Origin of the sequence: Streptomyces sp. NPDC089915, assembly GCF_040684675.1 — a bacterium.
In the GTDB taxonomy this organism is placed as follows: Bacteria; Actinomycetota; Actinomycetes; order Streptomycetales; family Streptomycetaceae; genus Streptomyces.
The window spans coordinates 42,779-69,719 of sequence record NZ_JBFBGN010000005.1 but is presented as its reverse complement, the minus strand read 5'-3'; the positions used below and the strand labels follow the sequence as shown (position 1 = coordinate 69,719).

The window sequence follows — 26,941 nt, the reverse complement described above, 5'->3', positions numbered from 1 at the left end:
GACGAGGCTCTCCCTCACCGAAGCGAACTGTTAGGTAAGTTTCCTATTGCTCGCCGAGCCCTGTCAATGAAACCGCCCCGCCGGAAGACCGGCGGGGCGGGGGAGCCGTGGGGCGTCGGGGCTACTTGGGGAACACGGGCCCGGCCGGCGGCGGGATCGGGGTGGTGGCCAGGGACTGCGGCGAGGCCGGGTTGGCCAGCGTCGACGGCGCCGCGACCGAGGCCGTCGGGTCGGCGGCCTCCTCCTCTTCGGTCGCCTGGAGGCCGCCGATGATCCGGATGCCGGCGGCGTCGAAGGCCTCCTTGATCCGCCAGCGCAGCTCGCGCTCCACGGCGAACTGCTGGCCCGGCATCGTCTTCGCCGACACCTTCACGGTCATCGAGGCCAGCAGCACCTCGTCCAGGCCCAGCACCTCCACCGGGCCCCACAGGCGCTCGTCCCACGGGGACTCCTTGGCGAAGGTGTCGGCCACCTGCTGGAGGGTCTCGCGCAGCCGCGGCAGGTTCTCCGTGGGCTTGACCTGCACGGCCACGCCGGCCGTCGCCCAGCCCTGGCTGAGGTTGCCGATCCGCTTGATCTCGCCGTTGCGGACGTACCAGATCTCACCGTTGTCGCCGCGCAGCTTCGTCACGCGCAGACCGACCTCGATCACCTCGCCGGAGGCCACTCCCGCGTCGATCTTGTCGCCGACGCCGTACTGGTCCTCCATGATCATGAACACACCGGACAGGAAGTCCGTCACCAGGTTGCGGGCACCGAAACCGATGGCCACACCGGCCACACCGGCACTCGCCAGCAGCGGGGCCAGATCGATCTTCAGCGCGGCCAGCACCATCAGCGCGGCCGTCCCGAGGATCAGGAACGAGGCCACCGAGCGCAGCACCGAGCCGATCGCCTCGGAACGCTGGCGCCGCCGCTCGGCATTGACCAGCAGCCCGCCGAGCGCGGTGCCCTCGACGGCCTCCGCGCTGGTGTTCATCCGGCTTATCAGCTTGGTCAGCGCCTTGCGGACGACCGAGCGCAGCGCGGCCGCGATCACGATGATCAGCAGGATCCGCAGGCCGATGCTCAGCCAGGTGGCCCAGTTCTCCTCGATGAAGCTCGCGGCGTTGGTCACGCTCTCGGCGGCGTCGTCGGTGGTGGTCGCTGCCAACGGGAGCAGGGTGGCGGGCGAGGGCACGGGGGAACCTCCAGGCATGGCGTCCTGCCCGCGGAAACGGAACGGGGTGTACGGGCAGGCCTTCCACACTAACCGGGCACGGCGCCGACCTCGTTGCCGTGTTCGAGGGAGAGACCGCCCTCACCTGGGGATGAAGGGAGTGTGGTTGAAAACACCTCGGGCCCGTTACCGGCGCGTGGTGGCGTTTCGACCAGCCGTAAGGGGAGACTGGAAAACAGATCGTCCCGGCGCGAGCCACGCGCCGCCGGCGTACAAGGAGGCAGTCCGTGCCGCACGTCCTGGTCCTCAACGCGTCGTACGAGCCCCTCGGCGTCGTACCGCTCCGCCGCGCGCTCGTCCTCGTCCTGGAGAACAAGGCCATCTCCCTCGAGGAATCCGGCGCCTTCCTGCACAGCGCGACACAGGCCGTCCCCGCGCCCAGCGTGGTCCGGCTCAAGCGCTTCGTGCGGGTCCCCTACCGGGGGCCCGTTCCACTCACCCGCCGCGCGCTGTTCGCCCGCGACGGCGGCCGCTGCATGTACTGCGGGGCCGTCGCGACGAGCGTGGACCACGTCATCCCGCGCAGCCGGGGAGGGCAGCACGTCTGGGACAACGTGGTCGCCGCCTGCCGGCGCTGCAACCACGTCAAGGCGGACCGCCACCTGCTGGAACTCGGCTGGCGGCTGCGGCACCAGCCGGCTCCGCCGTCGGGGCTGGCCTGGCGGATCATCGGGACGGGGCACCGGGACCCGCGGTGGATGCCCTACCTCCAGCCCTACGGGGCGGACGACGCGCTGGAGCGCATCGGGGTGGGGGTGGGCGCCGTCGCGTCCTGACGGACCGCCGCGCGGGGCGCCACCCCGCGCGGCGCCCCCGCCGGCAGGCCAAGGCGGCAGGGCAAGGCGGCAAGGCCACCGCGGCAGGGCTACGGCGCCACCGCGAAGGCCGTTGCCGACCAGAGGCTGCAGCCGTACGGGGTCGCGCGGCGGTCGCAGGTGACCCGGAGGAAGCGGGTCTCCACGGCCGGGTCCAGGCGGAGCGTGTCCGTGCCGCCCCGGGACGACACCGAGACGGCCGGCCGCCACACGACCCCGTCCGACGAGGTCTCCACCCGGTACTCCGACGCGTACGCGTCCTGCCAGTGCAGGCTCAGCAGCCCGATCCGGGCCGGGGCCGCCAGCTCCGCCCGCCACCACGCCCCGTCCACCGGCTTCGAGGACCACCGGGTCAGCTCCGAGCCGTCCACCGCCGCCGAAGCGGGGAAACGCGCCGACTCGTCCCCCGACGAGGTCACCCGGGCCGTGCGCAGCAGGTCCGGGCCGCCCGTGCGCGGCACCACCCGGACCGTCAGCGTGCGTACCTGGCCGTCGAAGGCGAGCGGGACCGCGTACGTGCCCACAGGGGTCGACGCGGGCACGCGGACCTCCACCGGGAGGGAGAGCCGGCCCCCGCGCGGGAGCGTGACCGGGCCCGGCAGCCGGACCTCGATGCCCGCGGGCGCGGGCCCCGACGCCGACAGCGCGCCCTTGACCTCCCCCGGCCGCACCGCCGACAGCTGAGCCGACACCGTCCGCGCGGCCCCGCCGGCCTCCACGTCCACCCGGCCCTCGTCGGACAGTTCGAACCCCGCCTGCGGGTCGTCCGCGAACCACGGCACCACCTGGTGGACCACCGGGTCCTCACCCGCCCACGTCAGCCGCACCGCGTCCGCCCGTACGCCGCCCACGTCCGCCTGGGTCCAACCGGAACCCGCCGCCTCCCCGATGCGCCGCCAGCCCTCGCCCGGCACCCGCACCTCCACCGACGCGCCCCGCGACCCCGGCCCCAGCGGGTCCGTCATCACCGTGACCGCCGCCAGCGGACGCGCCTCCTCCAGCCGCACGGTCCACGAGCCGGGCTCCCGCCGCACCGCCCCGGCCGGCCGGTTCGCGCCGGTCCAGGCGTCCGACTCCGCCGCCGCCTTCGCCAGGAACGGGTCCAGCACCGAGGCGTCCACCCGGACCCCCTCCTGCTCCGCCAGCGCGCTCCGCGCCGCCGCCAGGTCCCGCGAGGCCTGCCAGGCGGCCGCCCCGTCACCCCGGGCCTCGGCCCGCAGCAGGTCCACCGCCAGCTCGCCCGCCGCCCCGTACCGCGAGAGCCGCTCCAGCCACGGCCCCGCCTCCTCCGAGAGGGAGGGCAGCCGCGCCGGGGCCTCCCGCAGCACGGTGAACGCCGCCCGGAGCCTGTCGCCCGCGGCCTTGTCCCCGGCCGCACGGGCCCGCCAGAACTCGTCCACCAGCGGCTTCAGGTACGCCGACTCCTCCATCTTCAGCCCCGAGGACGCCGTGTTCCCCGCCAGCGCGGCCAGCGCCGCCCGGGTCCGCTGGTCGGGGCCCGACAGGTCGCGCACCGCCGCCGCCCAGGACTCCCCGGGCCGGTACCCGCTCGGGTTCCAGGCGTAGTCGGCGGCCGTGAACAGCGGGATCCGCGACAGGGTGCCCTGCGCCATCGCGTTCGCCAGCACCGCCGCCGACCCGCTCGCCACCGCCGGCTCGCGGCCGGCGTACGGGCCGAGGAAGATGCGGTCCGGGTCCCAGTCGTTGACCGGGTAGTTGTCCATCGTCACCAGCGGATGCCCCAGCGCCGACCGGGCCCCGGCCAGCTCCTTGCCGGTGATGGTCCGCGGCACCACGCCCACCCCCGTCCAGGCCACCTCGACCCGCGCGTCCAGCGCCCCGGCCAGGGCCGTCCGGTAGGCGGTGGCACCCTCCTGGAAGTACTCCGTCGGCAGCAGCGACAGCGGGGCCGCCCCCGGATGCCGCCGGGCCAGGTGCGCCGCCAGCTCGCCCGCCACCTCCGCGTGCGCCTTCGCCGCCGCGACGGGCCCCGTCCCGTACCGCACCCGGTCGGCCCGGCAGCTCCATTCGGCGTAGCTGACGTCCTGGAACTGGAGCTGGAACGCCCGGAACCCCAGGTCCCACATCGCGTCCACCTTGCGCAGCAGCGCCGCCCGGTCGTCCGCCGACGCCAGGCACATGGACTGGCCCGGGGACACCGCCCAGCCCAGCGTCACGTGATCGGCCCGGGCCCGCTCGGCCAGGTCCCGGAACTCCTCGCGGGAGGCCGCCGGGTACTCCTCGCGCCAGGCCGTCGTCCGGTACGGGTCGTCACCCGGCGCCAGCAGCAGCCGGTTCTGCTTGGTACGGGCCAGGAAGTCCAGCTGCGCCAGCCGCTGCTCCCGGCTCCAGGGCTGCCCGTAGAACCCCTCGGTGACCCCGCGCACCGGAGCGATGGGCCAGTCCCGCACCAGCATCCCGGGCACCTTCCCGCCCCCGGCCGCCAGCAGCTGACGGAGGGTCTGCGCGGCGTGGAACAGCCCGTCCGCCCCCACCCCGGCCAGCGCGACCGTGTCCCGCCCGCCGGTCCTGCCCACCGCCAGCCGGTACCCGCCCGCGGGCAGGTCCCCGGCCGGGGCCGCGCCGAGCGCCAGCAGCGCCGCCTCCGCGTCCGCCCCCTGGAGCCGTACGACGAGGGCCCCTTCGGGCAGCACCGCCCCCGGCGGCCGGTCGTGCAGGGTCCGTACACCGGCCGCGCGCAGGGCGGTGCGCACCACGTCCGCGGCGTACGGGTCCACGTCCTCCGGCACCACCAGCACGGCCTCCGCCGCCACCGGCACCTCGCGGGCCGGATCGGCCGAAGCCGACTGCGGCCGGGGCCACACCGCCGGACCCTCGGAGGGGGCTCGCGGAACGTCCGTGGCCGGGTCGAGGAGCGGTCCCGGGCCGCCGGAGGCCACCGCGGCGGATCCGCCGTCGGGGCGCGGCACGGCCGGGGACTTGGGCGAGGCGGCCAGCATCCCCTCCGGGACCGAGGCCACCGCCCCGCCCAGCAGCGAGCCTATGACCGCGACCGCCGCCGCGGTGCTCCGCTTCCTGCCCCTGAGCTGCACGGAGCCTCCCCGTCCCGAGTCGTCCCCCGCCCGTACGAATGAGCCCGAGCCCACCACCCGTGCGGCTGAAGTGTCAATGCGCGCGGGGCGATCTGACCAAGATCGGCCAGGAATGCGGCGTCCCGGACTGGGTATGGCTGCGGTGTCCGGCGCAGGTGTTGCATGGGCGGAGCCGCCGGACCGGCCGGGTCCGGAGCACCGGTCCGCAGCACGTCCGAGGGAGTCCCCGTGAAAGCCCGCACCGCGCCGCCCGCCGCCCGTACCCGAGCCCCGCTCGCCCACCTCCCCGCCCGGTCGGGCCCCGCGGACGTGCCCCCGACGGGCACCTCCCCGTTGTCCGGGTGCGCGGACGCGCCGCTGACCAGCGAGACCCCGCTGCCCGGTGCGGCGTACGCCCCGCTGACCAGCGAGACCCCGCTCGTGCACGAGGCCCCGCTGACGAGCGAGGCGATCTCGTAACCCTTCCAGCCCCAAGGATGCAGATGGACGACCTCGCCCGGCTCGCGGCCCACCACGGCGTCGCCACCTCCTACCAGCCCGCCGAGGACGTCACCGTCCCCGTGCCCGCGGCCACGGTCCGCGCGGTGCTCGGCCTGACCGGCGTCCCCGTCGACACCCCCGAGGACGTACGGGAGGCGGCCGATTCCGCCGAACGGGAGGCGGCCGGGCGGCTGCTCCCGCCGACCCTCGTCCAGTGGCGCGGCGAGCCCGCCCCCGCGGCCCTGGCCGCGCTGCCGGCCGGGACGCGGCTGCGGGTGACCCTGGAGGACGGGGCCGGGGAGGCCGCCTGGGACCCGCGGCTGCCCCTCGGGGTGCACCGGCTGACCGCCGGGACCCCCGACGGCCGCACCGCCGGGGCCACCCTGATCGTGGCCCCGGACCGGGCCCCGGCGGCGCCCGCGCGGGCCCACGGGCTGCTCGTCCAGCTGTACTCCCTGCTCTCGGAGCGCTCCTGGGGCATGGGCGACCTCGCCGACCTCGCGGAACTCGCCCGCTGGGCCGCCTCCGCCCACGGCGCCGGGTTCATCCAGGTCAACCCGCTGCACGCGGCCGTCCCCGGCGCCCCGACCGACCCCTCCCCCTACCGGCCCGCCTCCCGCCGCTTCCCCGACCCGGTGTACCTGCGCGTCGAGGACCTCCCCGAATGGGAGGCCTGCCCGGACCGCGAGGCCCTCGCCGAACTGGCCGCGCAGGGCGGGGAGCTGCGCCGCGAGGTGCTGGAGAAGGGCGCCCTGATCGACCGGGACGCCGTGTGGGCCCTCAAGCGGGCCGCCCTGGAACTGCTGTACGCCGTCCCGCGCACCCCCGCCCGCGAGGCCGCCTACCGGGCCTACCGCGCCGCCCAGGGCCAGGGGCTCGACCTGCACGCCGCCTGGTGCGCGGCCGCCGCCGGGGAGCCCGGGGAGCGGGCCGGGTTCCACGCCTGGCTGGTCTGGCTGACGGACACCCAGCTGACCGCCGCCCAGCGGGCCGCCCGGGAGGCCGGGATGGAGGTCGGCATCGTCCACGACCTGGCCGTCGGCGTGCACCCGGAGGGCTCCGACGCCCGGTTCGGCCCCTTCCACGCCCGGCACGTCTCCGTCGGCGCCCCGCCGGACGCCTTCAACGCGCGCGGCCAGGACTGGGGGCTGCCGCCCTGGCGCCCCGACGCCCTGGAGGCCCACGCCTACGCCCCCTTCCGGGCCCTGCTGCGCGGGGTGTTCCGGTACGCGGGCGCGGTGCGCGTGGACCACGTGATGGGTCTGTTCCGGCTCTGGTGGATCCCGGAGGGCACCGCGCCCGCCGGGGGCACGTACGTCTCCTACGACGGCGAGGCGATGCTCGCCGTCCTGGTCCTGGAGGCCCACCGGGCGGGCGCCGTGGTGGTCGGCGAGGACCTGGGGACGGTCGAGCCCCGGGTGCGGGAGGCGCTGGCCCGGCGCGGGATCCTCGGCACCTCCGTGCTCTGGTTCGAACGGGACTGGTCCGGCGACGGGCTGCCGCTGGCCCCGGAGGCCTGGCGGGCCGACTGCCTGGCCACCGCCACCACCCACGACCTGCCGCCCACCGCCGCCAAACTGGCCGGCGCCCACGTCGAACTCCGCGACCGGCTGGGCCTGCTGACCCGTCCGGTGGAGGAGGAGCGGGCCGAGGACGCCGCCGACACCGCCGAGTGGCTGCGCGTGCTGGACGGGCTGGGCCTGGAGGCCAAGGACGAGGAGGGCGCCGTACGGGCCCTGTACGCCTTCCTGCTGCGCACGCCGGCCCGGCTGGTCGGCGTATGGCTGCCGGACGCGGTGGGGGACCGGCGGCCGCAGAACCTGCCCGGCACCTGGGACCAGTACCCCAACTGGCGGCTCCCGGTGGCCGACGCGGCCGGCCGGCCGCTGACCCTGGAGGCGCTGACGGCCTCCCCGCGGGCGAACGCCCTGCTGAGCGCGGTGCGGGAGGGCGGGGGGACCCGTACGGCACCCCCGGGCGCGCGCCCGCTTTAGGTGTTCGCTACGTTTGCACCGTGGACAAGAAGAACGCTCTGCGCGCCGGCGCCGTCTCGGCCGGAACCGCGCTGATGATGCTGCTGATGACGTCTCCCGCCCTGGCGCTCACCCGCGACGACGGCGATGACCCGGGCAAGGGGCTGAGCATCGGCGAGACGCTCGGCCTGTACGTGGCCGCGCCGATCGTGATCTTCCTGATCATCGCGGGCCTCGTGATGGTCGGCGACAAGTCGCGCAAGCAGCAGAACCAGGGCTGACCCGCCCCCGGGCGGTCCCACAACTCCAGCACTTCCGGGCGCCGGAGGTCCGCGGAGCCGGCATGAGCCGGCCCCGTGCCGACCTCCGGCGCCTCGGCACACCCGGATCCGGGCCGCGGGGGCGCTGAGCGGCCTGCGGGGCGCCGGGGCATGTGGCGCGGGGGCGCTGGGATCCGGGCCGCGGGGCGCCCGGCCGCGCGGCGCCCGGGCCTTCCGGGCTCAGGGCCTTCCGGGCTCAGGGCCCGCCGGGCTCAGGGCATGTCGGCGAGGAGCTTGCGCAGCAGCCCGCCGAGCGCCTCGACCTCCTCGGGGCTGAAGTCCGCGAGACCGGCCCGGTTCACCTCGATGCCGGCGCTGACCGCCTCGTCCACGAGCGCGAGCCCCCGCTCCGTGAGGGTCACCTGGAGCCCGCGCCGGTCGTGCGGATCGGGGCTGCGGGTGAGCAGCCCGGCCTTCTCCAGCTTGTCCAGGCGCCCGGTCATCCCGCCCGTCGTGAGCATCAGGGTGGCCGACAGCTCGCGGGGCGAGAGCGTGTACGGGCTTCCGGATCGCCGCAGCGTGGCGATCACGTCGAACTCCCCGCGGGACACCCCGTGGCGGTTGTACGCCCGTTCCACCGCGTCCCCCATGGCCTTGGAGATCCGGTAGATCCTGCCGAAGACGGCCATCGGCGTGGTGTCCAGGTCGGGGCGCACCTCGTACCACTGGTCGGTGATCGCGTCGACGGCGTCCGGGGCGGTGTCCCTCTTCAGTGCGGTCATGCCCCAAGTATCCGGCTTCCGCTTACTCAGCCACAAGAAAGTAGCTTGCTAAAAAGTAGCTTACTGCTAAGCTACTTATCAGCGACCTACCCGGGGAGGCCGGGACGGGCCCCCGGGTGGGTCGCGGCCAAGATCTCCGCCCGCCGTACCCATCACCTGCCCGAGGAGTGAGTGACCGTGAACCGAGTCACCACCATCGTCCTGACCGCACTCGCCCCCATCTCCTGGGGCTCGACCTACTTCGTCGCCAGTGAGCTGCTGCCGCCGGACCGGCCGCTCTTCACCGGCGCGATGCGGGCCCTGCCCGCCGGTCTCCTGCTGGTCGCCCTCTCCCGGACCCTCCCCAAGGGCGCCTGGTGGTGGAAGTCGGCGGTCCTCGGCACCCTCAACATCGGCGCCTTCTTCCCGCTCCTCTTCCTCGCCGCCTACCGCCTCCCCGGCGGTGTCGCCGCCGTCCTCGGCTCCGCCGGCCCGCTGTTCGTCGTCGGACTGGCCGCCCTGCTGCTGGGCGAGAAGGCCAAGGCCCGCAACGTCCTCGCCGCGATAGTCGCCGCGCTCGGCGTGAGCATGGTGGTGCTGACCTCCCAGGCCCAGCTCGACCTGGTCGGTGTCATCGCCGGCATCGTCTCCTCGGCCTCCATGGGCGCCGGCACCGTGATGACCAAGCGCTGGGGACGCCCCGAGGGCGTCGGCCCGCTGGCCGTGACCGGCTGGCAGCTCACCGCGGGCGGACTGGTCATCATCCCGATCGCCGCCCTGATCGAGGGCGCGCCGCCGGCCCTCGACGGCAAGGCCTTCCTGGGCTACGGCTACATGATGCTGATCAACACCGGCGCCGCGTACTTCCTCTGGTTCCGCGGCATCGGCAGCCTCTCCGCCACCTCGGTCACCCTGCTCGGCCCGCTCTCCCCGCTCACCGCCGCCGTCATCGGCTGGGCCGCCCTCGGCCAGGCCCTGAGCCCCGTCCAGGTCCTGGGCATGGTGATCGCCTTCGGCGCCACCGTCTTCGGACAGCTCCCGGGCCGCGCGGCGAAGCCGAAGGCCGACGGCCCGCAGGAGACCCCGCGCACCGAGAACCCGAAGGTCAAGGTCGCCTGAACCCCCGGCCGCCCCGCCCCCGCCCTCTCGCACCCTCGCCCGCATCCCCGGAAGGTCGCCCCCGACCTCCCGGGGATCTTTCGTTTTTACTGAACCAACCCATCGAAATCTTTCGATGGACCTGGAAGGTCAAGTGATGCGACGGTAATCCCACCACACCCGCACCACCAGAAGGAGAGACCAGAAGTGGCCGTCACGGACCGCGCCCGGACCGCACCTCAAGAGGACCGGCAGCAGACCACGAGCAGCACGGGCAAGAAGGGGGCCGTGGGACTCGGCGTACTCCTCGCCATGCTGGCCACGGTCGTCTGGTCCGGCAGCTTCGTCGCCACCCGCGGCATGTCCGGGACCGTCCCCCCGGTCCAGGCCGTCTTCTGGCGCTGGATCATCGCCGCCGTCGCGGTCACCCCCTTCGCCGCCCGCCAGGCCTGGCAGCAGCGGGCCCTGATCCGCAAGCACATCGGCTACATCAGCCTCGCCACCCTCTTCGGCGTCACCCTCTACAACACCCTGGTCCACCAGGCGGGACTGACCACCTCCGCCTCCAACATGGGCACGATCATGGCGGCTTCGCCGGTCATCATGGCCCTCTACGCCCGCCTCGGCGGCGAACGGCTCGGCGCCCGCCGCGTCTTCGGCATGCTGCTCGCGGCCTTCGGCGTCCTCCTCCTGGTCGGCGGCGGCACCCTGAGCCTCCACTTCGGCGCGGGCGACCTGTGGATGTTCGCCGCGGCCTTCTCCTTCGCCACCTACAGCGCCCTCCTCAAGCGCAAGCCCGCCGAGATCGGCGGACTCGCCTTCCTGATCACCACCTTCGTCCTCGGCGCCCTGATGCTGGCCCCGGCGTACGCGATATCCCTGCACGTCCAGGGCGGCTTCGAGGCCACCGCCGGCACCGTCGGCCCGCTCCTCTACGTGGGCGTCTTCTCCTCCGCCGTCGCCTTCTTCTCCTGGAACAAGGCCGTCTCCCTGATCGGCGCCGCCCGCGCGGGCGTCGTCTACTACCTCCAGCCGGTGTGCGTCGCCGGCCTCGGCCTCCTGCTCCTCGGCGAGCGGACCGGCCCGGCCCAGCTCCTGTGCATGGGCCTGATCCTGGGCGGTGTGGCCCTGGCCAGTGCGGCCCGCCGGTAACTTCACCCAGGTGACCGACTGGGACATCAAGAAGCTGCGCATCCTGCGGACCCTGGCCGACCGGGGCACCGTGACCGCGACGGCCGAGGCGCTCCACATGACGCCCTCGGCCGTCTCGCAGCAACTGACCAACCTCGCCCGACAGCTGGGCGTCGTCCTGCTGGAGGCCCGGGGCCGCGGCGTCCGCCTCACCGACGCCGCCCAGCTGGTCCTGCGCCACACCGACGCCGTCTTCGCCCAGCTGGAACGCGCCGACGCCGAACTGGCCGGCTACCTCGCGGGGGACGTGGGCGAGGTCCGCGTCGGCGCCTTCGCCACCGCCATCCCGGCCCTGGTCGTCCCGGCCGTCGCGGCCCTCGAACGCCACCACCCGGGCGTGGAGGTCCGCATCCGGGAGACCGAGGCGGCGGAGGCGTACGAGCTCCTCTCCACCGGAGCCGTCGACCTGGCCCTCTCCCTGGCCGCCCACACCCCGGCGGACGACGCCCGCTTCACCCGCCTGCCCCTCCTGGAAGACCCCCTGGACGTGGCCCTCCCCCCGAACCACCCCCTGGCGGACGCCCCCGGCGTCCGGCTGGCCGACCTCGCCTCGGACCGGTGGATCTACGGCGGCAGCGGCCCCTGGTCGGAGATCACCCGCAGCGCCTGCGAGGCGGCCGGCTTCCAGCCCCGGCAGGCCCACTCGGCCTCGGGCTGGACGTCGATCCTGGCGATGGTGGAGGCGGGCATGGGCGTGGCCCTGGTCCCCCGCATGGTCTCGGCCCGCGCGGCCGACGTCGTCCTCCGCGTCCTCACCCACGACCGCCCCACCCGCCACGTGGTGGCGGCCCTCCGCAGCGGCGCGGAGTCGTCCCCGGCGGTGGCGCGGGTCCTGACGGCGCTCCGGACGACGGCGGGGTCGAGGGGGTGAGGGGCCTCGGGCCCGCTATCGCCCCCGCGAGGGGTGTGGGCGGGCCGGTGGTTGCCCACCCGCCTCCCCGGGTGCGGGTGGGTGGGCAGGGGACGGTAGGCCGCCGGGCAGCACGGGGACAGCGGGCGGGGCCGGGGGAGGGGCGGGGGGAGGGGCGGGGTCTTCGCGGGGCGGTCTCGGGGAGGGTTGGGGGTTTCCCGCCAGTCTCATCGTCCTTCCGCGTCGGGCCGGCCTGTCAAGGGCGCTCCCTTCGGTCGCGTCGCTTCGCGATGGCCTTCGGCCACCCTTGACAGGCCGTCCCGCTGCGAAACGCCGAAGACTGCCGGGAACCCCCAAAGGAACGGGACGGACGTTCCTTGGACATGCGGCGGGATCAGCGCTGAGCCGGGCGGTCGGGCCACGGCAGACCACACATTCGGCCCGCGACCGGCGAAGCCGGAGCCGGGGGCGGCCCCACGCATCAGATCGCTACGCGCTTCTCATCGCTCAGCGTCCGGCGGCCGTCTGGGGTTGCTACTTGCATGAAATGCCAACTGGACCGGCATTCGGGGCCGGTGGGCGCATCAGATCGCTACGCGCTCCTGTCGTCCCAGCGTCCGACGCTCGTCTGGGCCTGGTCTGGGAGGAATTGGCGACCATCGTGGCTGCGGACGTGAGGGCCGTTTCCGTTGAGGGCGTCCAGGAGGCGGACGGCGTAGACCTCGGCCATCCGGTCGGTGACCTCTTCCCGTGTGAGCCACCGCACTGCCGTGCTTTCACCGGAGAGACGTTCCGAGCCGCCGGAAGGCTTGCAGCGGAAAACCAAGGCGACCACGCCAGCCGTGATGTTCTTGTACACGCCGGTGAGCTGGTCCACCTCGACGTGGATGCCGGTTTCCTCCAGCACCTCCCGCCGTACCCCGTCTTCCGGGGTTTCCACCAGCTCCAGCACTCCGCCGGGCAGCTCCCATGTGCCGTTGTCGGCACGGCGGATGGCCAGCAGCCGACCGTCATCGCGCACCACGACCCCGGCAACCGAAACCGAGTGACGTGGCGTTGACCCGTTCGGCGAGGCGCTGTTACTCATGTACATGAGCATAGGAGGATAGGAAGGACCATGGGAGCAGCTGTAGGAGAGGGCAAGGCCGTACCCCGGTACTTGCAGATCGCCGAGGACATCGTCCAGCAGGTCCGCACCGGCGTCTTGCAGCCCGGGGACCAAGTGCCGAGCGAAGCCGAGATGGTCGAGCGGTACGGCGTCTCGGGCGGGACCGTCCGCAAAGCCATGCTGGAGATCCGCGCCAGCGGTCTCGTCGACACGCGGCACGGCAAGGGTTCGTTCGTGAAGGCCCGACCGCCGGTGCGCCACCGGTCCTCGGACCGGTTCCGTCGCTCGCTCAGGCAGGGCGGCAAGGCCGCATACCTCGCCGAGTCCGAGCAGTCCGGCGCCACAGCCAAGGTCAGTGTCATCCACATCGGGCCGGTCGACGCTCCCGAGGCAATCGCCCAACGCCTCGGCGTAGAAGTCGGTACCAAGGTGCTCGCACGGCGCCGCCTGTACTTCCGCAACGGCACTCCAGTCGAGACCGCGACGTCCTACCTGCCGTGGGACGTGGTGCGTGACATCCCCGAACTCTTCGCCGAGAACCCCGGAGACGGCGGCATCTACGCCCGTCTGGAGGAACACGGCCATGTCTTCAGCGAGTTCGTGGAAACGTTGCAGGCGCGCCCCGCCGCGAAGGCGGAGGCATCGGAGCTCGCGCTGAGCCCCGGCGCCACAGTCGTGCACCTCCTCAGGAACGCCCTCACGGACACGGGCCGCGTCGTGGAGGTCTGCGACACCCTCATGGCCGCCGACCAGTTCGTCTTCGAGTTCCGTATCCCCGCAACCGACTGAGAGCCAGCCGGCTGCAACCCACCGTGAGGGAGTCTTCACGGTGGGTTGACTCATGTACAGGAGTGAGGCACTCTTCTTCCCATCACTCCTATGCATGAGTGATGGAGTTCAGCCTCTATAGAGGAGTGAGCGGATGAGTCAGCTTCCTGTTCAACCGCTGGCCTCAAAGCCGGCACCCCCGCCCTTAGTCGGCCCCAACTCAGACTTGCTCGACCGTGCGCAGGCCGGTTGGGAGCGTTTCCTCGACACCTTCGAGGAACTGCCCGATGAGTGACCAGTACGAGTACGTCCCCCACCGTCTCCTGCGTCGCCGTGTCCGCGACCTTGCCTCCGGCGCCGAGGGTGAGCTGATGGCCGTCATCAACGAGAACGTCTCGGACTGCCACACCTACGAGTGCTGGAAGGAACTCGCCTACATCCGGGGTGCATCCGGCCGAGAATTCACCACCGCCGTCGACAACGTCGTCCCCGCCTATGACCAGCCCCAGACGGCCCGCCGTCGCCGAGACGGGAGAAGCGCGTAGCGATCTGCCGCGCCCGCCGGTCCCGGATGCCGATCTCGTCGGCCTTGGGTGCGGGTAGCGGCCCGGGACGGCCGTCGGACGCTGAGCGATGAGGAGCGCGTAGCGATCTGATGCGTGGGCTGGCATGGATTGCCGATTGCCTATTGCGGGGGCCGGATGTCTGGTCTGCCGGCCCCCGGCCTGCCCGGCTCGTCGCTGATCCCGCCGTATGTCCAAGGAACGTCCGTCCCGTTCCTTTGGGGGGTTCCCGGCAGTCCTTGTCTTTCCGGTTCGGGTCGGTCTGTCAAGGGTGGCCGAAGGCCATCGCGAAGCGACGCGACCGGAGGGAGCGCCCTTGACAGGGCGGCCCGGGCCGGAAGGACAGTGGGACTGGCGGGAAGCCCCCAGCCCTCCTTGAGACCGCCCGCCGTGACACCGCTCCCCGCACCACCGGCCCGCAGACGGGGAGGCGGGTGGGCAGACACCGGCCCGCCCCCGGCCCCTCGCGGGGGAGGTGGCGGGCCCGCGCCGCGAGCCGGGGTGCGGCAAGCGGGCCCCCGCCGCGAGCCGGCGGGCAGGCGGACGGGCCCGCCCCCCAAGGGGACGGGCCCGTCTCGGATCAGCTCGCCGACGCGTCCGCGGCCTGGGCCTTCAGGGCGCGTTCGATGCCCGAGCGGGACTCCGAGACCAGGCGGCGCAGGGCCGCGTTCGGCTCGGCCGAGGCCAGCCAGGCGTCCGTCGCGTCCAGGGTCTCCTGGGAGACCTGGAGCGACGGGTACAGCCCCACCGCGATCTGCTGCGCGATCTCGTGGCTGCGGTTGTCCCAGATGTCCTTGACCACCGCGAAGTACTTCTCCGTGTACGGCGCGAGCAGCTCCCGCTGGTCGGTCTGGACGAAGCCGCCGATCACGGCGCCCTGCACCGCGTTCGGCAGGTCGGCCGACTCCACCACGGCCGCCCAGGCGGCGGCCTTGGCCTCCGCCGTCGGGCGGGCGGCGCGGGCCGTCTCGGCGTGGCGCTCGCCGGCCGCCGTCGCGTCCCGCTCCAGCTCCGCGGCGATCTCCGCCTCGTCGGCGCGCCCGGTCGCGGCCAGCCGCTCCAGGAACGCCCACCGCAGCTCGGTGTCGACGACCAGGCCCTCGACCGTCTCCGCGCCGGACAGCAGCGCACCCAGCAGGTCGAGCTGCTCCCCGGTGCGGGCCGTCGCCGCGAAGGCGCGGGCCCACGCCAGCTGGTGGTCGCTGCCCGGCTCGGCCGCGCGCAGGTGCTCCAGGGAGGCCTCCGTCCAGGCGGCCAGGCCCTGCTCCCGCCACGCCGGGTCGGCGTAGACGTCGATGGCCAGCTTCACCTGGCGGTGCAGGGACTGCACCACGCCGATGTCCGACTCCTTGCCGATGCCGGACAGGACCAGCGCCAGGTAGTCGCGCGTGGCCAGCTCGCCGTCACGCGTCATGTCCCACGCCGACGCCCAGCACAGCGCGCGCGGCAGCGACTCGGTGAAGTCGCCCAGGTGCGCGGTGACGTTGGCCAGCGAGACCGCGTCCAGCCGGACCTTGGCGTACGACAGGTCGTCGTCGTTGAGCAGCACGACGGCCGGACGGGCGCGCCCCACCAGCTCGGGCACCGCCGTCAGCTCGCCGTCGATGTCCAGCTCGATCCGCTCGGTGCGGACCAGCTTGCCGCCGTCGAGGTCGTACAGGCCGACCGCGATGCGGTGCGGGCGCAGCACCGGCTCGCCCTGGGCGCCCGCCGGCAGGGCCGGGGCCTCCTGGCGCACGGCGAACGAGGAGATGACGCCCTGCGCGTCCGTCTCGACCTCCGGCCGCAGCACGTTGATGCCGGCGGTCTCCAGCCACGCCTTCGACCAGGCGGTCAGGTCGCGGCCCGAGGTCTCCTCCAGGGCGCCCAGCAGGTCGGACAGGCGGGTGTTCCCGAAGGCGTGCGCCTTGAAGTACGCCTGCACGCCCTTGAAGAACGCGTCCTGACCGACGTACGCGACGAGCTGCTTGAGCACCGAGGCGCCCTTGGCGTACGTGATGCCGTCGAAGTTGACGAGGACGTCGTCCAGGTCGCGGATGTCGGCCATGATCGGGTGCGTGGAGGGCAGCTGGTCCTGCCGGTACGCCCAGGTCTTCATGGAGTTCGCGAACGTGGTCCACGCGTGCGGCCACTTCGAGCCCTCGGCGTAGGCCTGGCAGGCGATGGAGGTGTAGGTGGCGAACGACTCGTTCAGCCACAGGTCGTTCCACCACTCCATGGTGACCAGGTCGCCGAACCACATGTGCGCGAGCTCGTGCAGGATGGTCTCGGCGCGCACCTCGTACGCCGCGTCCGTCACCTTCGAGCGGAAGACGTACTGGTCGCGGATGGTGACCGCGCCCGCGTTCTCCATCGCGCCCGCGTTGAACTCCGGCACGAAGAGCTGGTCGTACTTCGCGAACGGGTAGTCGTACGCGAACTTCTCCTGGAACCAGTCGAAGCCCTGCCGGGTCACGTCGAAGATCGCGTCCGCGTCGAGGAACTCGGCGAGCGAGGGGCGGCAGTAGATGCCGAGCGGGACGACCTGCCCGTCCTTGCCCTCGTACGTGCTGTGCACCGCGTGGTACGGGCCCACGATCAGGGCGGTGATGTACGAGGAGATGCGCGGGGTCGGCTCGAAGGCCCACACCCGGTCCTTGGGCTCCGGCGTCGGGGAGTTCGAGATGACCGTCCAGCCCTCGGGGGCCGTCACGGTGAACCGGAACGTCGCCTTCAGGTCGGGCTGCTCGAAGCTGGCGAAGACCCGCCGCGCGTCCGGCACCTCGAACTGGGTGTACAGGTAGGCCTGCTGGTCGACCGGGTCGACGAAGCGGTGCAGGCCCTCGCCGGTGTTGGTGTAGGCGCAGTCCGCGACGACGAGGAGCTCGTTGGCGCCGGCGGCGAGGTGGTCCAGGGCGATCCGCGAGTCGCGGAAGACGGCGGCCACGTCGAGGGCCTTGCCGTTCAGCACGACCTCGTGCACGGCCGGCGCGACCAGGTCGATGAAGGTCCCGGCCCCCGCTTCGGCCGACTGGAAGCGCACGGTGGTCGCGGACCGGAAGGTGCCGCCCTCCTGTGCGCCGCTGAGATCGAGCTCGATCTCGTACGAGTCGACGGTGAGCAGCTTCGCCCGCTGCTGAGCTTCTTCACGGGTGAGATTCGTGCCAGGCACGCGTTCATCTCCTTTGATGGTGACGTTGCCCGGCCATCCTTCCATGGAGGGCCCGTCACCGCGCAGGAGTAATCCAGAGGCGAACAGGAGGCCCCTCCGCCCATTCGAAGGGGCGGCGCCGTCGCCGGCACCGCCCCTTGCGCGCCGCGTGCGTCAGCCGCGCAGCTCCTCGGCCACGAGCTCCGCGATCTGCACCGCGTTCAGCGCCGCGCCCTTGCGGAGGTTGTCGTTGGAGAGGAACAGCGCGAGGCCGTTGTCGACCGTCTCGTCCACCCGGATGCGGCCCACGTACGAGGCGTCCTTGCCGGCGGCCTGGAGGGGGGTCGGGATCTCGGACAGCTCGACGCCGGGGGCGTCCGCCAGCAGCTCGTAGGCGCGCTCGACGCTGATCGGGCGCTCGAAGCGGAGGTTGACCTGGAGGGAGTGGCCCGAGAAGACGGGGACGCGCACGCAGGTGCCGGAGACCTTGAGCTCCGGGAGCTCCAGGATCTTGCGGGACTCGTTGCGGAGCTTCTGCTCCTCGTCGGTCTCGAAGGAGCCGTCGTCGACGATGGAGCCGGCCAGCGGCAGCACGTTGAAGGCGATGGAGCGCTTGTAGACGCCCGGCTCGGGGAACTCGACGGCCTCGCCGTCGTGGACCAGCTTGGTCGCCTCGGAGGCCACGGCCTTGACCTGGCCGTCGAGCTCGGCGACGCCCGCCAGGCCGGAGCCGGAGACGGCCTGGTAGGTGGTGGCGATCAGCGCGGTCAGGCCGGCCTCGTCGTGGAGGGGGCGCAGCACGGGCATCGCGGCCATGGTGGTGCAGTTCGGGTTCGCGATGATGCCCTTGGGGCGGTTCTTGATCGCGTGCGGGTTGACCTCGGAGACCACGAGGGGGACCTCGGGGTCCTTGCGCCAGGCGGAGGAGTTGTCGATCACGACGGCGCCCTGGGCGGCGACCTTCTCGGCGAGGGCCTTGGAGGTCGTGCCGCCCGCGGAGAAGAGGACGATGTCCAGGCCGGAGTAGTCGGCCGTGGAGGCGTCCTCGATGGTGATCTCCCGGCCCTGCCACTCCACGGTGGAGCCGGCGGAGCGGGCCGAGGCGAAGAGCCGCAGCTCGTCGACCGGGAACTTCCGCTCGGCGAGGATGGCGCGCATGACTCCGCCGACCTGTCCGGTGGCTCCGACGATTCCGACCCTCACGGTGACTCCTTCAGCTACGTACGACGCGGGCGCGTGAGGCCATCATGCGTTCGACCCCACGAGGCTTGTCCAATCCATTGTCCGAGGTGCGGACAGTGTCGGGCCCGTGAACCCCTGCGACGAGTCCGTGACGGGAGTGTTTCAACGCCCCCGAACGCCCGTTATGCCTGGTCGGGGCGGGTTAGCTTCCGTTCAGCCGTGATCGCTATCCGGACGCGGCGTCCCAGGAACCGAAACCGTCACCCCGGGGGGGAACACCACCATGCGGACCATCCGCCACCACCGCCGGTCCATACCGGCCCTCGCCGCCCTCGCGGCCACCGCCGTCGCCGCGCCCGTCCTGCTGGCCGCCACCCCGGCGGCCGCCCACCCGCGCGAGGGGAGGCTCGCCAGGGAGCTGGTCGAGGAGGTCACCGCGCGCGGGGCCTACCGCCACCTGGCGAAGTTCCAGCAGATCGCCGACGCCAACGGCGGCAACCGGGCCGCGGGCACGCCGGGCCACGCCGCCTCCGCCGCCTACGTCCACGACACCCTGAAGAAGGCCGGCTACGAGGTCTCGTACCAGGACTTCGACATCTACGAGGCGCACACCAGGACCGAGCGGACCACCGTCCTCGGCGAGCAGCCGCGCGAGCTGGCCACCGCCGCCTTCACCTTCACCAAGTCCACCCCGGCCGGCGGACTCACGGCCCCGCTGGCCCTGGCCCGGGTCGACGAGACCCCGGGCTGCACCGCCGACGACTACCCGGCGGGTGCCTTCACCGGGAAGATCGCCCTGGTCAAGCGGGGTGCCTGCACCTTCGTGGAGAAGCAGCGGGCCGCCGCGGCGGCCGGTGCGGCCGGTGTGATCGTCTACAACCACAGCGGCACCACTCCGGTCCGCGGCGGGTTCTCCTCCCCGTCCGAGGGGATCATCCCCAGCGCGGGGATCACCCTGGCCGACGGCGAGGCGCTGGCCGCGGCCGCGGCGAAGGGCGAGGTGAAGGTGCGCCTGGACCTGGACCAGGAGCACGTGAAGAAGACCACCCGCAACGTGATCGCCGAGACCAGGGGCGGCCGCGCCGACCGCGTCGTCACGGTCGGCTCGCACCTGGACTCCGTCCCCGAGGGCCCCGGCATCAACGACAACGGCTCCGGCTCGGCCGGCCTCCTGGAGGTGGCCCTCAAGCTCGCCGACGAGGGCGCCAACAAGAAGGGCAAGGGCCCCGCCAACAAGGTCCGCTTCGCCTGGTGGTCGGCGGAGGAGCTGGGCCTGCTGGGCTCGGAGCACTACGTGGGGCAGCTGTCGGAGAAGCAGAAGAAGGACATCGCCCTCTACCTGAACTTCGACATGATCGCCTCGCCGAACCCGGTGCAGTTCGTCTACGACGGGGACGACTCCGACAAGACGGGGGCGGGCGCGGGTCCGGCCGGTTCGGCGCAGATCGAGTCGCTGATCAACGGCTTCCTGGACAAGAAGGGCAAGCCGCACGAGGGCAGTGACTTCGACGGCCGCTCCGACTACGGCCCGTTCATCGAGAACGGCATCCCGGCGGGCGGCACCTTCACCGGTGCCGAGGGGATCAAGACCGCCGAGCAGGCCAAGCGCTACGGCGGCACCGCCGGGGCCCCGTACGACCCGAACTACCACGGGGCGGGGGACACCCTGAAGAACCTGGACCTCAAGGCGTTCGACACCAACCTCGACGTGATCGCGCACGCGGTGGGCACGTACGCCCAGGACCTGAGCTCGCTGGGGAAGTGACGTAGGGCCCGAGGGGGGGCATGCGGAAGGGGCGGGTGCTCGTCGAGCGCCCGCCCCTTCGTCATGCGTTCAGTTCACGCCCTTACGGGGTGACCTTGTCGATCTGCACGCTGCCGGTGCCCGCGGCGGTGCCGCGGCCGTTGAGCAGCTGGACCTGGCCGAAGAACTGACGGCCCTCGGGGGCCGCGGCGGAGACCAGGACGTTCGCCGAGACCTGCGCGGAGGCGCCGGTGGCGAGGTTGACCGCGGCGGCCCCGTCGACCTGGACGGTGCCCAGGGCCGAGGAGAAGTAGACGTCGCGGTAGTCGTACGTGGTGGAGCCGGACGGGACCGCGTAGCCGATCACCTTGACGGTGTACGTGCCGGCGGCCGGCTTGTCGAGGCTCACGGACTCGTCCGAGTCGCCGTCGGCGGACGAGGCGACCTTCACGCCGTCCTTGTAGACCTCGAGGTCGAGGTCGGCGGCGGCGTCGGAGGTGTGGTTGATCGCCACGTCCAGACGGGAGACGCCCTCACCGACGGTGACCTCGGTGGTCTTGGTCTCGCCGGCGGCGATGGTCGGCTTGTCGACCTTCGCGGAGCCGAGCGGGCCGCCCTGGAGCTTGCCGCCGGAGATGGCCGCGCCGGTGTTCTTCACGGTCCACTGGACCGGGGCCGGGGTGCCCTGCTTGACCTCGGGCAGGACCTTGACCGCCGGGTCGAAGCCCGCGCCGAGGACGGAGACGTCCAGCTTGAACGGGTTGTCCAGCAGCGGCGACGTACGGCGCGACTCGACCTCGATCTCCCAGACGCCCGGCTGCGGGTTGTCGTAGGAGCGCAGGTCGGGGCGGCACTTGTTGGCCGGGTTGTCGTAGTTCGGGTAGCACATGGTGGTGGCGCTGTCCTCGACGCCCGTGCCGTACGGGTGGATCGAGATGAAGCGCGTCTGGCTGCCCGCGGCGAGACCGCCGAGCGCGACCTCAAGGGTCTTGGCGCCCTGCGGGACCGTCACGAAGTACGACTTGTGGCTGTTGCGCTGCACGGAGGACTTGTCCGAGAGCGAGAACGACGGCTGCGCCAGCGGGGTGGAGGCGACGACCGTGGACAGGATCTGCTTGTCGATGCCCTCGGTGGTCGGGTCGTCGAGCTGCAGGATGCCGCTGTGGACGCCGGCCGACTTGACGTTGGCCTCGACCTTGATGGTGACGGGCTTGTTCAGCGGCAGCGTGACGTAGTCGTAGCCGCCACCGCCGACGACCTTGAAGGTGCCGTCGTTGTTGCGCCAGCTCAGGTTGTGGCGGGTGCCGTACTTCGGGCCGGTGGTGCGGGTGACGACGACGTCGTAGACCTTCTTCTGGCCGACCTTCAGGCCGCCCTCGCGGTCGTAGACGCCGGTGCCGAAGCCCGGGGTCTTCAGGAACTGGTCGAGCGCGGTGTCGACCGGGGCCTTGACCGTGAACTCGTTGGCCTTGGCGCCGCGCTGGATCGACTCCCAGGCCTTGTTGACGTCGATGAGGCCCGAGCCCTGGGCGTGCGCCGGGACGCCGTCGATCTTCTTCGCGGTGCTGGTCAGCGCCACGCGCAGGTTCGCCGGGGGAAGCGCGATCTTGTGCTGCTTGGCGGCCGAGATCAGCAGGGCGCTGGCGCCCGCCGCCTGCGGCGAGGACATCGAGGTGCCCTGGAGCATCGAGTAGCCGGCCGGCAGGTTGTAGCCCGCCTCCTTGACCGGGCTGCCGGGCAGCCAGGTCTGGGTGGTGTTGATGGCCGCGCCGGGGGCGGTGATGGTCGGCGTGAACCCGCCGTCCTCACGCGGACCGCGCGAGGAGAAGGGGAACATGTCGTACTTCTTGGTCACGCCGGAGCCGTAGTTGGCGGCCCAGGTCTCCTTGGAGACCGCGGCGCCGACCGAGACGACCTTGTCGGCGAGACCGGGGTCGCCGATGGTGTTGACGCCGGGGCCCTCGTTGCCCGCCGAGATGACGAGCTGGACGCCGTAGGTGTCGATGAGGTTCTTGTACAGCTCGGAACGGGCGTTGTTGCCGTCGTTCAGCGCCGGGAGACCACCGATCGACATGTTGACGATGTCGACGCCGCGGTTGACGACGAGGTCGATCATGCCCTCGGTCAGCGCGATGTTGGTGCAGCCGCCGGACCAGGAGCAGGCGCGCGAGGAGACGATCTTCGCGCCGGGCGCCTCGCCGTTCATCTTGCCGCCGAAGAGGCTGTTGGCGGCGGTGATGCCGGCGACGTGCGTGCCGTGCTCGGACTCGATGATGCCGATGTTGACGAAGTCGGCCTTCTTGCCGACCCAGTCCCCGCCGAAGGGGTCCATCGGGACGTCCTTGCGGATCTGGATCACGAAGGGGATCCGCTCGGCCACGTCCGTGGCCGGGTTGTCCGTGCCGAAGTAGCCGATCTGGTAGCCGTCCTTGTACGGCTTCATCGGCTCGTTGTTGGTGAAGTCGCCGTCCTGGTCGGTGTCCACGCGGACGGTGCCGGCCACCGGGTCGTACAGCATGCCGAACTTGTCGGTGGTGTCGCCGTCCCGGTTGACGTCGCCCTTCATGTCACCGGTGGCGGTGATCGACTCGCTGAAGCGGCTCCACTGGTAGTTGCCCTCGGGCGCCTTCCAGTTCTGGCCGCCCGCGGCGAAGGTGCCGCCGGTGGCGGTGACCGGGGTGACCTGGGGGCGCCAGGTGGCGTCGTTGTCCAGGATCGGGTCGGTCGCGGTGACCCAGTCGACGATCTTGCGCTCGCCGGTGGTGGTCTTCTGCAGCGCCGGGTGGGCGATGTCGACGCCGGAGTCCAGGATGCCGATGGTGACCCCGCGGCCGTCCGCCTGCGGGTTCTTCTGGACGAAGTCCACCGCGCCGGTCTCGAAGGACGGGTTGTACGGGTTCTTCGCCGGGGTGTTCTTGTCCGGACCGGGGTAGGTCTCGGCGGCGGTCTTCTTGCCCGAACCGTCCTTGCCCGAGTCCGGGCGCGGGTCCGGCAGCTGGATCTCCTGCTTGAGGTCCATGCCGTGCACCGACTCCAGCTTGGCGGCCGCCTTCAGCGCCGCCTCCGCCTTGTCGGTCGGGAGGGTGGCGCGGACGTAGCCGAGCTTGTCGTACGTCTGGCCCACCGAAGCACCCTGGACGGCGTGCAGCTGGTCGGAGACCTGCTTGGTCTGGCCCGGGGCGGTCGCGACCATGACGGTGACGGTCGCGTCACCCTTGGCCTTGGCCTCCTGGAGCAGTTCGGCGTCCGCCGAACCGAGCTTCTGGTCGGCCGACTTGGCCGGAGCCGGGGCCGACGGGTTGTCACCGGTCGCCGCGAAGACGGGTACGGCTCCGGTGGCGCAGAGCGCGGCCACCAGGCCCGCGGCCGCCGCGACGCGGGCCGCGCGCCGGGCGCCGGATATGGCCCCGGTGGAGCTGGGGGATTCGAGGGTCATCAGCATCCCTGGCTAGAGATCGATACGGTCCGGATTTCGGTGCCGGATGACCGGTCAGCTTTGCGCAAGTGACAGCTGTTTGGGGAGGGTTGTCATTGACCGAGACCTGACATGGCGGACACTCGCCAGGGTGGAGTTTCCGCCATCGGGAACAGGCCGGGGCAAGCCGGGGCGAGTCGCCACGGTCGAGGAGTGGATTTATCGACTTACAGGCCGTGTAACCGGGGTGTGTCGGGATCGGTTCTCATCCCGGGTGTGACAGATTCCGACCGTTCAGCGCTCGCGCGTGCGCGCGTAGTGGCGCGAGGCCTTGGCGCGGTTGCCGCACACCGCCATCGAGCACCAGCGCCGCGTGCCGTTGCGCGAGGTGTCGTGGAAGTGCAGGACGCAGGTCTCCGAGGCGCACTTGCGGATCCGCTCCGGCGCCGAGCCCAGCAGGGCGAGGTAGTCGCGGGCCGCGGTCCAGGCCGGCCCCCAGGAGGGGTCGTCGAACTCGGCACGCTCGCCCGGGCCCTCGGCGGTGAGCGTGGCCCGGATCCGGCCGTGCTCCAGCACGGCGTCGATCAGCTCGCGGGCGGAGGCGTCGGCCGGGTCCGCGACGGCGCGCGCCAGTGCCTCGCGCGCGGTGAGCAGGTGGACCAGGGCCGACTTGTCGGCGCGGAAGCGCCCGGCCAGCCCCGTGCTCTCCAGCCAGAGGGCCAGCCCCTCCAGCCGGCTCAGCCCGAAGGCCCCGGCGAAGAGGTCGGTGAGCTCGCCCTCCCGCATCCAGCGCGTGTTCAGCAGGTCGAGGGAGACCGGCTCCCCGGTGAGCGGACGGGGGTCCGTCGTCGGTACCGCCGTCATGTCCGCCTCCTCGTGCCGCTAACCCCTCAAGGGTACGTGACCGGTTGACGCCCGCGCCCCTAACCTCTAATCTCGATTTAGAAGGTTAGAACGACTGAACGCCGGACCACCGGATTCCTCGGGAAGGGAACCCTCATGACCGCCGCCATCGGCACGCTCCGCACCGGGCACGTGGGCCTCAACGTCACCGCCCTGGACCGCTCGCTCGCCTTCTACCGCGAGGCCCTCGGCTTCGAGCAGCTCGGCGAGGGCAAGGAGGACGGCCGCCGCTTCGCCTTCCTGGGCCGTGACGGGGAGCTCGTCCTCACCCTCTGGCAGCAGGCGGACGACCGGTACGCGCCGCGGGCGGCCGGGCTGCACCACCTGGCCCTCTCCGCGGGCTCGATCGAGGAGGTCCGGGCGTACGAGGAGCGGCTGCGCGGCCTGGGCGTCGACTTCGCCTACGAGGGCGTCGTCGCCCACCGCGAGGGTGCCGCCTCCGGCGGGATCTTCTTCCACGACCCGGACGGCACCCGGCTGGAGATCTCCGTGCCGACCGGCGCAGAGGGCGCTCCCGCCCCCGCGGAGTCCGCTCCGACCTGCGGATTCTTCTAGGCCCTCAAGGAAGGGGAGCCGTCATGGACCGGTACCACCGGGGCTCGCTGGCCGTTCAGGAACGGGTCGGCGTCCGCGAGCTCGCCGAACACGTCGGCCGCTCCATCGGCCCGGGCATCCGGGACGTGGCGGCCGCCTTCCTCGCCCTCCAGCCCCACCTCGTCGTCGGCGCCGCCGACGGCACGGGCCGGCTGTGGGCCTCGCTGCTCACCGGGGCGCCCGGCTTCGTACGGGCCACCGGGCCGGACCGGATCGCGGTCCGCGGCGGCCTCCCGGACGGGGACCCCCTCGCCGGGGCGCTGGCCGCCGACGGGACCCGGGTCGGCACGATCGCCCTCGACCCGCGCACCCGGCGCCGGATGCGGCTCAACGGCACCCTCGCGGTGACGGCCGGGGGCTTCGCGGTGACGGCCGAGGAGGTCTTCTCCAACTGCCCGAAGTACCTGCAGAAGCGGCAGCCCCTGGAACGCGTGGCCGAGGGGCCCGGGACCGTACGGCGCTCCGGGGCGCTCACCCCGGGCCAGGAGCGGGCCGTCCGCGCCGCCGACACCTTCTTCGTGGCCACCGCCGGCGCGGGCGGGGCCGACGCGAGCCACCGGGGCGGGATGCCGGGCTTCGTGGAGGTGCTCTCGCCCACCGAGCTGCGCTGGCCGGACTATCCGGGCAACGCGATGTTCCTGACCCTGGGCAACCTGGCCCTCGACGAGCGCGCCGGACTGCTCTTCCCCGACTGGGAGGGCGGCGGGGTGCTCCAGCTGAGCGGGCGGGCCCGGACCGAGTTCGCGGCCGACGGGAGCCGGGGTGTCCGGTTCCGGGTGGAGGCGGTGGTGGAGAGCCTGCATCCGGGGCGGCTGCGCTGGAGCGCCCCGGAGTACTCCCCGGCGAACCCGGCCCTCCCGGACGGCCCTCACGCGGGCAGTACGACCAGGTAGGCGGCGGGCTCGCGGTCGAAGGACGCCGTCAGGGCGGTCCGGACGACGGCGGCCTGCTGCTCGGGCCAGTCGCGCAGCTTGCGCGGGGTCAGGTAGAGGACGGTGACGCCGAGCCGCTCCAGGGTCTCCCGCTTGCGGACGGCCTCGGCCCAGTCCTCGTCCTCGCCCTGGCGCGGGGCCCGGGTGTCGATCTCGACGGCGACGGCCTGCTCGGGCCAGTACGCGTCCACCCCGCCCAGGTGCGGGCCGCCGGGCAGCCGCAGGTCCACGTTCCAGACCGGCTCGGGGAGCTCGTAGCCCCGTACGAGCTGGTACAGCCGGTCCTCCGCGATGGCCCGGCCCTCGGCGAGCAGGGACTCGACGGCGTCGACCACGTGCGGCCGGTTCAGCAGCCGCGCCACCGTCAGCTCCCGTACGACGGCGGCCGGTTCGCAGTGCCCGGCGCGGACGGCCTCGCTGAGGATGCCGCGCACCGTCTCGGCGTCGTCGAGCTGTGCGACGGCGTCCGCGACGGCCCGCGCCACCGGGGCCACGGGCACCCCGGTCAGCTCCATCGGGCGGGGCGGGGTGTGGCTGCGGACGATGCGCACGTCGCCGGTGGAGCGCAGCCGGCGGGTGTTCGGGACGAGGACGTCGATGTGGGGGAGGCCCAGCAGGGCGGGGGCGGAGGAGAAGCGGTAGAGCGCGAGCGCGGCCAGGCCGGTGATCATGGCCTCGCCGTTGCCCCGCCGGCCGGCGTACAGGAGCGCGGCGTGGAGGCGCTCCTCGCTGGTCGCGGGGCCGGTGTGGAGCAGGAACACCCCGGGGAGCACCTGCTGCCACGGCCGGCCGGCGGCCTCGGCGGCGCTGACGCCGTGCTCGCGCAGCTGTGCGAGGGTCAGCACGCGGGGGCGGCTGGCGGTGAGGTGGGCGAGGGGGAGGGGTGCGTTCTGGTTCATGAC

The 26,941-nt window shown here is 72.8% G+C and carries 22 protein-coding genes; 13 read left to right on the top strand and 9 right to left on the bottom strand.

Going from position 1 to position 26,941, the window contains the following annotated elements; all coding sequences use genetic code 11:
- Positions 1 to 121: 121 nt before the first annotated feature.
- Positions 122 to 1,198 (bottom strand): mechanosensitive ion channel family protein, encoded by a 1,077-nt coding sequence (locus AB0O29_RS03130; RefSeq protein ID WP_365145174.1) that lies wholly within the window; start codon positions 1,196 to 1,198, stop codon positions 122 to 124.
- 248 nt (positions 1,199 to 1,446) lie between these two features.
- Here AB0O29_RS03130 and AB0O29_RS03125 point away from each other — a divergent pair, with 248 nt between their 5' ends.
- Positions 1,447 to 1,995: an HNH endonuclease gene (locus AB0O29_RS03125; RefSeq protein WP_365145171.1), complete on the top strand. Its 549-nt coding sequence runs from the start codon at positions 1,447 to 1,449 to the stop codon at positions 1,993 to 1,995.
- Between the two features lie 89 nt (positions 1,996 to 2,084).
- Here the strand turns inward: AB0O29_RS03125 and AB0O29_RS03120 are convergent, their stop codons facing one another.
- Positions 2,085 to 5,087: a beta-N-acetylglucosaminidase domain-containing protein gene (locus AB0O29_RS03120; RefSeq protein WP_365145169.1), complete on the bottom strand. Its 3,003-nt coding sequence runs from the start codon at positions 5,085 to 5,087 to the stop codon at positions 2,085 to 2,087.
- Positions 5,088 to 5,315: 228 nt separating this feature from the next.
- Between AB0O29_RS03120 and AB0O29_RS03115 the strand changes: the two genes are divergently transcribed.
- From AB0O29_RS03115 to AB0O29_RS03105, 3 genes are read left to right on the top strand one after another with little or no spacing between them, the layout of a single operon-like run.
- The gene (locus AB0O29_RS03115) at positions 5,316 to 5,546 is read left to right on the top strand and encodes a hypothetical protein (protein WP_365145267.1); all 231 of its coding nucleotides are present in this window, start codon (positions 5,316 to 5,318) and stop codon (positions 5,544 to 5,546) included.
- A 17-nt stretch (positions 5,547 to 5,563) separates the two neighbouring features.
- Positions 5,564 to 7,561, top strand: a complete 1,998-nt coding sequence (locus AB0O29_RS03110; RefSeq protein WP_365145166.1) for a 4-alpha-glucanotransferase — start codon at positions 5,564 to 5,566, stop codon at positions 7,559 to 7,561.
- 20 nt (positions 7,562 to 7,581) lie between these two features.
- The gene (locus tag AB0O29_RS03105) at positions 7,582 to 7,821 is read left to right on the top strand and encodes a hypothetical protein (RefSeq protein ID WP_365145164.1); all 240 of its coding nucleotides are present in this window, start codon (positions 7,582 to 7,584) and stop codon (positions 7,819 to 7,821) included.
- A gap of 251 nt (positions 7,822 to 8,072) precedes the next feature.
- Here AB0O29_RS03105 and AB0O29_RS03100 read toward each other — a convergent pair whose 3' ends face one another.
- The gene (locus tag AB0O29_RS03100) at positions 8,073 to 8,582 is read right to left on the bottom strand and encodes a MarR family transcriptional regulator (protein WP_365145161.1); all 510 of its coding nucleotides are present in this window, start codon (positions 8,580 to 8,582) and stop codon (positions 8,073 to 8,075) included.
- 177 nt (positions 8,583 to 8,759) lie between these two features.
- On the opposite strand from AB0O29_RS03100, the gene AB0O29_RS03095 reads away from it, so the two are divergent.
- The 3 genes from AB0O29_RS03095 to AB0O29_RS03085 all read left to right on the top strand — a co-directional run bounded on the left by AB0O29_RS03095 (position 8,760) and on the right by AB0O29_RS03085 (position 11,721).
- Positions 8,760 to 9,680, top strand: a complete 921-nt coding sequence (locus AB0O29_RS03095) for an EamA family transporter (protein ID WP_365145158.1) — start codon at positions 8,760 to 8,762, stop codon at positions 9,678 to 9,680.
- 267 nt (positions 9,681 to 9,947) lie between these two features.
- Positions 9,948 to 10,811 (top strand): DMT family transporter, encoded by an 864-nt coding sequence (locus AB0O29_RS03090; RefSeq protein ID WP_365145255.1) that lies wholly within the window; start codon positions 9,948 to 9,950, stop codon positions 10,809 to 10,811.
- A gap of 10 nt (positions 10,812 to 10,821) precedes the next feature.
- Positions 10,822 to 11,721, top strand: a complete 900-nt coding sequence (locus AB0O29_RS03085; RefSeq protein ID WP_365145155.1) for a LysR family transcriptional regulator — start codon at positions 10,822 to 10,824, stop codon at positions 11,719 to 11,721.
- A gap of 571 nt (positions 11,722 to 12,292) precedes the next feature.
- Here AB0O29_RS03085 and AB0O29_RS03080 read toward each other — a convergent pair.
- A complete protein-coding gene (locus AB0O29_RS03080) occupies positions 12,293 to 12,799 on the bottom strand; it encodes an NUDIX domain-containing protein (protein WP_365145152.1) in 507 nt (168 codons plus the stop codon).
- 18 nt (positions 12,800 to 12,817) lie between these two features.
- Here AB0O29_RS03080 and AB0O29_RS03075 point away from each other — a divergent pair, with 18 nt between their 5' ends.
- The 3 genes from AB0O29_RS03075 to AB0O29_RS03065 all read left to right on the top strand — a co-directional run bounded on the left by AB0O29_RS03075 (position 12,818) and on the right by AB0O29_RS03065 (position 14,121).
- Positions 12,818 to 13,597 carry a GntR family transcriptional regulator gene (locus AB0O29_RS03075; RefSeq protein ID WP_365145149.1) on the top strand — a complete coding sequence of 260 codons (780 nt, stop codon included), beginning with the start codon at positions 12,818 to 12,820 and terminating at the stop codon, positions 13,595 to 13,597.
- A gap of 133 nt (positions 13,598 to 13,730) precedes the next feature.
- Complete coding sequence (locus tag AB0O29_RS03070) at positions 13,731 to 13,871, top strand: hypothetical protein (RefSeq protein ID WP_365145146.1); 141 nt, start codon at positions 13,731 to 13,733, stop codon at positions 13,869 to 13,871.
- Positions 13,864 to 14,121, top strand: a complete 258-nt coding sequence (locus tag AB0O29_RS03065; protein ID WP_365145143.1) for a hypothetical protein — start codon at positions 13,864 to 13,866, stop codon at positions 14,119 to 14,121. Before AB0O29_RS03070 ends, AB0O29_RS03065 begins: the two co-directional genes overlap by 8 nt.
- Positions 14,122 to 14,719: 598 nt before the next feature.
- Here the strand turns inward: AB0O29_RS03065 and pepN are convergent.
- Both pepN and AB0O29_RS03055 read right to left on the bottom strand, forming a co-directional pair.
- Positions 14,720 to 17,290: an aminopeptidase N gene (gene pepN, locus AB0O29_RS03060; protein ID WP_365145140.1), complete on the bottom strand. Its 2,571-nt coding sequence runs from the start codon at positions 17,288 to 17,290 to the stop codon at positions 14,720 to 14,722.
- 153 nt (positions 17,291 to 17,443) lie between these two features.
- On the bottom strand, positions 17,444 to 18,472 hold the full coding sequence (locus tag AB0O29_RS03055) for an aspartate-semialdehyde dehydrogenase (protein WP_365145137.1): 1,029 nt from the start codon (positions 18,470 to 18,472) through the stop codon (positions 17,444 to 17,446).
- A gap of 262 nt (positions 18,473 to 18,734) precedes the next feature.
- Here AB0O29_RS03055 and AB0O29_RS03050 point away from each other — a divergent pair, with 262 nt between their 5' ends.
- Entirely contained in the window at positions 18,735 to 20,216 is a 1,482-nt protein-coding gene (locus tag AB0O29_RS03050; RefSeq protein WP_365145134.1) for a M28 family metallopeptidase, read from the top strand.
- Between the two features lie 82 nt (positions 20,217 to 20,298).
- Here AB0O29_RS03050 and AB0O29_RS03045 read toward each other — a convergent pair whose 3' ends face one another.
- Both AB0O29_RS03045 and AB0O29_RS03040 read right to left on the bottom strand, forming a co-directional pair.
- The gene (locus AB0O29_RS03045) at positions 20,299 to 23,631 is read right to left on the bottom strand and encodes a S8 family serine peptidase (protein WP_365145131.1); all 3,333 of its coding nucleotides are present in this window, start codon (positions 23,629 to 23,631) and stop codon (positions 20,299 to 20,301) included.
- 273 nt (positions 23,632 to 23,904) lie between these two features.
- Positions 23,905 to 24,474: a CGNR zinc finger domain-containing protein gene (locus tag AB0O29_RS03040; protein WP_365145128.1), complete on the bottom strand. Its 570-nt coding sequence runs from the start codon at positions 24,472 to 24,474 to the stop codon at positions 23,905 to 23,907.
- Positions 24,475 to 24,609: 135 nt separating this feature from the next.
- Here AB0O29_RS03040 and AB0O29_RS03035 point away from each other — a divergent pair, with 135 nt between their 5' ends.
- Both AB0O29_RS03035 and AB0O29_RS03030 read left to right on the top strand, forming a co-directional pair.
- Positions 24,610 to 25,068: a VOC family protein gene (locus AB0O29_RS03035; protein ID WP_365145125.1), complete on the top strand. Its 459-nt coding sequence runs from the start codon at positions 24,610 to 24,612 to the stop codon at positions 25,066 to 25,068.
- Positions 25,069 to 25,091: 23 nt separating this feature from the next.
- Positions 25,092 to 26,000 (top strand): pyridoxamine 5'-phosphate oxidase family protein, encoded by a 909-nt coding sequence (locus tag AB0O29_RS03030; RefSeq protein WP_365145122.1) that lies wholly within the window; start codon positions 25,092 to 25,094, stop codon positions 25,998 to 26,000.
- Here AB0O29_RS03030 and AB0O29_RS03025 read toward each other — a convergent pair.
- Positions 25,976 to 26,938 carry a hypothetical protein gene (locus AB0O29_RS03025; protein WP_365145120.1) on the bottom strand — a complete coding sequence of 321 codons (963 nt, stop codon included), beginning with the start codon at positions 26,936 to 26,938 and terminating at the stop codon, positions 25,976 to 25,978. The genes AB0O29_RS03030 and AB0O29_RS03025 overlap by 25 nt on opposite strands.
- Positions 26,939 to 26,941 lie beyond the last annotated feature (3 nt).

Excerpts from the sequence above, each read along its gene's own strand:
- AB0O29_RS03040 (WP_365145128.1), bottom strand. The coding sequence starts at position 24,474 with ATGACGGCGGTACCGACGACGGACCCCCGTCCGCTCACCGGGGAGCCG.
- AB0O29_RS03065 (WP_365145143.1), top strand. The coding sequence starts at position 13,864 with ATGAGTGACCAGTACGAGTACGTCCCCCACCGTCTCCTGCGTCGCCGT.
- AB0O29_RS03100 (WP_365145161.1), bottom strand. The coding sequence starts at position 8,582 with ATGACCGCACTGAAGAGGGACACCGCCCCGGACGCCGTCGACGCGATC.
- AB0O29_RS03050 (WP_365145134.1), top strand. The coding sequence starts at position 18,735 with ATGCGGACCATCCGCCACCACCGCCGGTCCATACCGGCCCTCGCCGCC.
- AB0O29_RS03070 (WP_365145146.1), top strand. The coding sequence starts at position 13,731 with ATGAGTCAGCTTCCTGTTCAACCGCTGGCCTCAAAGCCGGCACCCCCG.
- AB0O29_RS03035 (WP_365145125.1), top strand. The coding sequence starts at position 24,610 with ATGACCGCCGCCATCGGCACGCTCCGCACCGGGCACGTGGGCCTCAAC.
- AB0O29_RS03025 (WP_365145120.1), bottom strand. The coding sequence starts at position 26,938 with ATGAACCAGAACGCACCCCTCCCCCTCGCCCACCTCACCGCCAGCCGC.
- AB0O29_RS03030 (WP_365145122.1), top strand. The coding sequence starts at position 25,092 with ATGGACCGGTACCACCGGGGCTCGCTGGCCGTTCAGGAACGGGTCGGC.
- AB0O29_RS03110 (WP_365145166.1), top strand. The coding sequence starts at position 5,564 with ATGCAGATGGACGACCTCGCCCGGCTCGCGGCCCACCACGGCGTCGCC.
- AB0O29_RS03130 (WP_365145174.1), bottom strand. The coding sequence starts at position 1,198 with ATGCCTGGAGGTTCCCCCGTGCCCTCGCCCGCCACCCTGCTCCCGTTG.
- AB0O29_RS03045 (WP_365145131.1), bottom strand. The coding sequence starts at position 23,631 with ATGACCCTCGAATCCCCCAGCTCCACCGGGGCCATATCCGGCGCCCGG.
- AB0O29_RS03080 (WP_365145152.1), bottom strand. The coding sequence starts at position 12,799 with ATGCTCATGTACATGAGTAACAGCGCCTCGCCGAACGGGTCAACGCCA.
- AB0O29_RS03075 (WP_365145149.1), top strand. The coding sequence starts at position 12,818 with ATGGGAGCAGCTGTAGGAGAGGGCAAGGCCGTACCCCGGTACTTGCAG.